Raw genomic sequence first — 5,738 nt, forward strand, 5'->3', positions numbered from 1 at the left:
CGAAATCGACTTTCACCGCCACCCCCAAAATCTTTGCAAAGGCAAGAAACCTCTGTAGCTGATTATTAGCCGCTTCCCGGGCCGTCAATGCTATACGAGAATGCGACCGCAGGACGCCGGACCCGCTCTTGGACCCATACTGCCTGCATGATAGAGAGGCGCCACACTGGAGTCGAAGCCGTGAACAAGTTTTCCCGCACCGTGAGCAGCCCCGCCACACGCCGCACTGTCGACGAGATTACCGGCGGCCGCCGCCTTCGCCGGACCCGCAAGGCCGACTGGTCGCGCCGCCTGGTGCGCGAGAACCACCTCACGGTCGACGATCTCATTTGGCCGCTGTTTCTGATGGAAGGCGAAAATCGTCAGGAACCGCTGGATGCTATGCCCGGCGTGATGCGGCACACGGTCGACCAGGCCGTTCGTCAAGCCGAACGGGCCGCCCGTCTCGGTATTCCGGCAATCGCCACCTTTCCCAATATCGATCCCGCCCGTCGGGACGAAACTGGCTCTCATAGCCTCGACCCTGACAACCTGATCAACCGGGCGAGCCGTGCGATCAAGGAGGCGGTGCCAGAGATCGGCATCATTACGGATGTGGCCCTCGACCCCTTCACCAGTCATGGTCATGACGGCATTCTGCGCGACGGAGAGATCGTCAACGACGAAACGGTCGCCCAAATCGCCGTGGCCGCGGTCGGCCAGGCAGCAGCCGGCGCCGACATCATCGCACCCTCGGACATGATGGACGGCCGCATCGGTGCCATTCGCGATGCCCTCGATCAGAACGGCTTCCAGAATGTCGCGATCATGTCCTATGCGACCAAGTTCGCTTCCGCTTTCTACGGCCCTTATCGCGAGGCCATCGGCACGGGCGGGCTCCTGAAGGGCGATAAGAAAAGTTATTACATAGACCCCGCCAACACCGACGAGGCGCTGCGCGAGGCTGAGCAGGATCTCCTGGAAGGGGCCGATATGCTGATGGTGAAGCCGGGGCTGCCCTATCTCGATATTGTCCATCGGCTGAAGGACACGTTCGCGGTGCCGACCTTCGCGTATCAGGTGTCCGGTGAGTATGCGATGATCCGGGCCGCTGCCGCCAATGGCTGGATCGACGGCGAAAGAGCCATGATCGAGAGCCTTCTTGCCTTCAAACGAGCCGGTTGCGACGGGATTCTGACCTATTTCGCGCCCGAAATGGCCGAATTGCTATGATTTTCAACCGAAAAGCTTGAAGCACCGTCAGGGCTCCCCATCTTTCTCGTGAATCACCGATGAAGGATTGTTTCATGACGGACCGGCCCCTTGACGGCGAAATTCTTGACCGCAGACAGGACGACGGCCGTCTCTACCATGGCGTTCGCACGCGGCGCATTTTTGCATTCTGCATCGACTATCTGTTGATCGCATTGATGATGATTCCGGTCGCGATTGTCGTCGCTTTGCTGGGAATCATGACGCTGGGCCTGGGATGGCTTCTTTTCGGCATTCTCGCCCCGATGACCGCCCTCCTCTATGTGGCGATGACCCTGGGCGGGCGAAATCAGGCGACGCTCGGCATGCAGTTCATGGATATCCGGCTCGCGCGCCTCGACGGCGGACGTGTCGATTCACTTCTCGCGATTGTTCACACGGTCCTGTTCTGGGCAGGCAATGCAGTGCTGACGCCTCTTATCTTGCTTGCAAGTCTTGTTCTCGACCATAAACGCACTGTCCACGATCTTCTTCTAGGCACAGTCGTCGTACGCTCGAGCTAGGCATTCGCGAAGACCGGATCGCCGGCGCGGTGCCGCGCGCCACGGGCGGGCACGTCAGACGATCGCGCCATCTTCTCGTTGAACCTGCCCTTGCCTCAGACCTCCGGCAAGGAAAATCCTTTCTCCCGGGGCCGTCCAGAGCCCCCTGCTTTGCCCCTCTTTCGCCGGCATGGAACAAATCCATGCTTGCGGCGCGCCCGCGCGTGCTTATTCTCATCAATCGTGAGCAGGTGAGAAAAACCTCCTGCGGGGACAGTTTCAAGCGGCGGGAGCTGAATGGCCGACTTCCATCTCTGGGCGACCTACGCGATCATTCTCGTAACCGTCGCCGCCTACGTCAGTGAGCGCTTCACACTGGAGATTGTCAGTCTCGGCAGCCTCGTCGCCTTTCTCGCGCTGTTTGCCCTCATGCCCTATGAAGGAGCGTCCGGCGGACTACCGCCGGAAGAACTCCTTTCAGGTTTCGCCAATCCCGCGCTTGCCACAGTCCTGGCTCTGCTGATCGTCGGCCAGGGCCTCTTCGCCACCGATGCGCTCGACAAACCGGCCCGCATTCTCGCCAAATCCGCCGGCAGTTCCAGCACGCGCACCATCATTATCACATTGGTGACAGCGGCGATGCTGAGCGCCATCCTCAACAACACGCCTGTGGTCGTGATTTTCATTCCGGTGCTGATCGTCTTCGCCGCGCAACGCAATTTTCCGGTTTCCAAGGCACTGATGCCGCTTTCCTTCATGACCATTCTGGGTGGTATGACGACATTGATCGGCTCTTCCACCAACCTTCTGGTGGCCGGCGTTGCGGGCAAGGCGGGCATACCGATCGGCTTCTTCGACATCACCGTGCCCGGCATAATTCTGGCAGCGGCGGGAGCGCTCTATGTCTTTTTCCTGATGCCGCGCATCCTACGCGATTCAAGCAGCGAGAAAACTTTCCGCCAGATGCAATCGGGCACGCAATTCATCGGTGAAATCCGGATCGTGCCCGGCCACCCTTTCATCGGAAAAGAGTCGAAAGCGGGACTATTTCAGGGACTGGGCGACCTAACGCCGCGCCTCATCATCCGGCGCGGAATGCGCTTTCACCCGCCGTTCGAGAATGTGGTCCTGTCGGAGGGCGACCGCCTCATGGTAACTGCGACCCGGCGGGCTTTCACCCAGGCCCTTTCGCACGGCGCGGCGGGACATATTGCCGGATCCGAATCGGAAACGGCAACTGTCGGTCCCGATTATCATATTGCCGAAGCCGTCATACCGCCAGGTTCTCGCCATGCCGGCCGCACGATCCGCAACGCCGGGATCGAAACCGAGCATAGCGTTCATATGCTGGGCGTTCAGCGCAAGAGCCGCATGGGCCGCACACCGGTCTCCGATGTCCGGCTCGAGCCCGGAGACACGATTCTCGTCGGCGGCACCGACCGCGCTTTCGAGGATTTGCGTGAAAGCCACGATCTTCTGGTTGTGGAGTGGTCGGCCGAGCCGGTGCCGCAACGCCGCAAGGCGTGGATAGCCTTCGTCATCTTCGCTGGCATTGTCGCCACGGCCGCTCTCGATCTGGCGCCCATCGTTGCCACCGCCATTGCCGGCGCCTTCGCCATGATCGCCACGGGCTGTCTGACGCTGGCGCAGGCGGGTCGCGCTTTCGACCGGCAGATCTTTTTGCTTGTGGGCTCGGCCATCGCCGCCGCCACGGCTCTGGAACGCACAGGGGGTGCTCAACTCATCGCCGACAGTGCGGTCTCGGCGCTGGACGGCCGGAGCCCGGCAGTCATTCTTTCTGGCTATTTCGCCGTCGTGGCCGTGCTGACCAATTTTCTTTCCAACAACGCAACAGCGGTGCTCTTCACTCCGGTCGCGCTCGGCATCGCAACGGCCATCGGCGCACCGACGGAAGCCTTCATCGCCGCCACCATCTTTGCCGCCAATTGCTCCTTCGCCACACCGATCGGCTATCAAACGAATCTTATGGTCATGGGTCCAGGGCACTATTCGTTTCGCGACTTCATGAAGGCAGGCATGCCGCTGGTGGCGATAATTTGGTTGACGTTTTCATTTGTCGGGCCATGGTATTATGGGCTTTAGGATAGGAGTGACGCCCGACAAAAATGACGCAGCAACCCACCCAATCGCCGCAGTTCTTTCTGACCGCACCTTCGCCCTGCCCTTATCTGGAAGGTCAGTTCGAACGTAAGGTCTTCACCCATCTAGTGGGGGACAAGGCGCCCGAACTGAACGATTTGCTGACCCAGGGCGGTTTTCGCCGCTCCCAGAACATCGCTTACCGACCGGCCTGCGAAACCTGCCGCGCCTGCGTTTCCGTACGCATTCTGGCGCAGGAATTCCTGCCGACCAAGAACATGAAGCGCATTCTCAAGCAGAATGCCGACCTCATCGGCACCGCCCATACGGCTGAGCCCTCCACCGAGCAGTACACGCTGTTTCGCAGCTATCTCGACGCCCGCCACAAAAAGGGCGGCATGTCGGACATGACCGTTCTCGACTACGCCATGATGGTGGAAGACACCCATGTGAGCACCCAGGTAATCGAGTATCGCCGCCGTGGACCCGACAGTTTCATCACCGGCAAGGGCGAAGGCGAACTCATGGCCGTGGCGCTCACCGACACGATGGGCGACGGGCTATCGATGGTTTATTCCTTCTTCAACCCTGAACTCGCAGACCGTTCGCTCGGCACGTTCATGATCCTCGATCATATCAACCGCGCCGTCGCAGCCGGCCTGCCGCATGTCTATCTGGGATACTGGGTCAATGGCTCGCGCAAAATGGCTTATAAGGTGCGCTTCAAGCCGCAGGAGCACTTAGGTCCGCAGGGGTGGGAACGCGTCGACTGACCCGTCAGCACCTGATGTCCGGAGCGCCCACACCCACTCAGATCTTCCTTTGAGGTTCGCTATCCATGTCCGACCCGTCTTCGTCCTCGCATGCAAAGGGTCTGGCACTGACCGCATTCGGCGGGATGGCGCTCACCATCGACATTCCACTGATCCGGCTTGCCGAGGGCGATCCGTGGCCGATTTTAATGGTCCGCAGTGCGTTGACGGTAAGCGTCGCGCTTGCCGTATGGCTGATCTGGCGGCTCGTCTCCAGAAACGTGCCGCCACTCATTCCCGGCCGTGTGGGCCTCGTGGTCGCCTCGCTATATGCGCTCGCGGCCTTGTGCTTTATCCCGGCCGTCTACAACACCTCGACGGCCAATCTGGTGTTCATTCTCGCCTTCAACTCCATGTTCGCAGCGCTTCTGTCTTGGCTGTTCCTCAAGGAGCGACCGCGACCTGTCACGCTTCTGGCGATGGGTGTCATGCTGGTGGGCGTGCTGATCATCGTCGGCGGCGGCATTGGTGCCGGCAACCTGTTCGGCGACATCATGGCGCTGGGATCGGCGTTTCTGCTCGCCACGGCGATCACCATCACAAGAGGAAGCGGGCGCGACATGGGGTTTGCTGCCCTCGTCGCCGTGGCACTTCCCTGCCTCGTCGCCGTGATCATGACCGCCAAGACCGGCTATCGCATCGACGCTCCGTGGTGGATCGTCCTCAATGGCGCCGTGATCATGCCGATCTCGTTCTTTTGCCTTTCCAACGGCCCAAAATACATTTCCGGCCCCGAAGTGGCGATGTTCTATCTTCTTGAAACGGTGTTGGCGCCCGTCTGGGTATGGCTGATTTTCTCGGAAGTCCCGAGCCGGGCGACGCTCATCGGCGGCACGATTCTGATCGTGACGTTAATCGCCCACTCGCTCTGGCAACTTCAAGCCGGACGCCGGCGGCGGCGTGCGCAGGGCGTGGTGCGCCATCCGTTGTAGAAGGCATCCACGGTGCCATCCGAAACGCCCCCGCCCTATTTCTTCTTTATCGCCTGAGCGAGTGCGGCGGCGAGTGCGCTCTGCGGCTCGCTTCCGCCCCTGCCCGGCTTGTCACCGCCATTGCGCTGTTGCGCGCCGCGGGGCGGCTTGCCGCCATCGCG

General features: G+C 60.8%; 5 protein-coding genes. All 5 read left to right on the forward strand.

Annotated features, from left to right (window positions below; translation table 11 throughout):
- Positions 1-180: 180 nt before the first annotated feature.
- On the forward strand, positions 181-1,212 hold the full coding sequence (gene hemB / locus QZ638_RS22225; RefSeq protein ID WP_295814674.1) for a porphobilinogen synthase: 1,032 nt from the start codon (positions 181-183) through the stop codon (positions 1,210-1,212).
- A 74-nt stretch (positions 1,213-1,286) separates the two neighbouring features.
- Positions 1,287-1,754 (forward strand): RDD family protein, encoded by a 468-nt coding sequence (locus tag QZ638_RS22230; RefSeq protein WP_295814675.1) that lies wholly within the window; start codon positions 1,287-1,289, stop codon positions 1,752-1,754.
- Between the two features lie 276 nt (positions 1,755-2,030).
- A complete protein-coding gene (locus QZ638_RS22235; protein ID WP_295814677.1) occupies positions 2,031-3,836 on the forward strand; it encodes an SLC13 family permease in 1,806 nt (601 codons plus the stop codon).
- 23 nt (positions 3,837-3,859) lie between these two features.
- On the forward strand, positions 3,860-4,606 hold the full coding sequence (locus QZ638_RS22240; RefSeq protein WP_295814679.1) for an arginyltransferase: 747 nt from the start codon (positions 3,860-3,862) through the stop codon (positions 4,604-4,606).
- A 65-nt stretch (positions 4,607-4,671) separates the two neighbouring features.
- Positions 4,672-5,577 carry a DMT family transporter gene (locus tag QZ638_RS22245; protein ID WP_295814682.1) on the forward strand — a complete coding sequence of 302 codons (906 nt, stop codon included), beginning with the start codon at positions 4,672-4,674 and terminating at the stop codon, positions 5,575-5,577.
- Positions 5,578-5,738: the final 161 nt, after the last annotated feature.

The sequence above is a fragment of the uncultured Nitratireductor sp. genome, from assembly GCF_913053745.1.
Taxonomy (GTDB): domain Bacteria; phylum Pseudomonadota; class Alphaproteobacteria; order Rhizobiales; family Rhizobiaceae; genus Nitratireductor.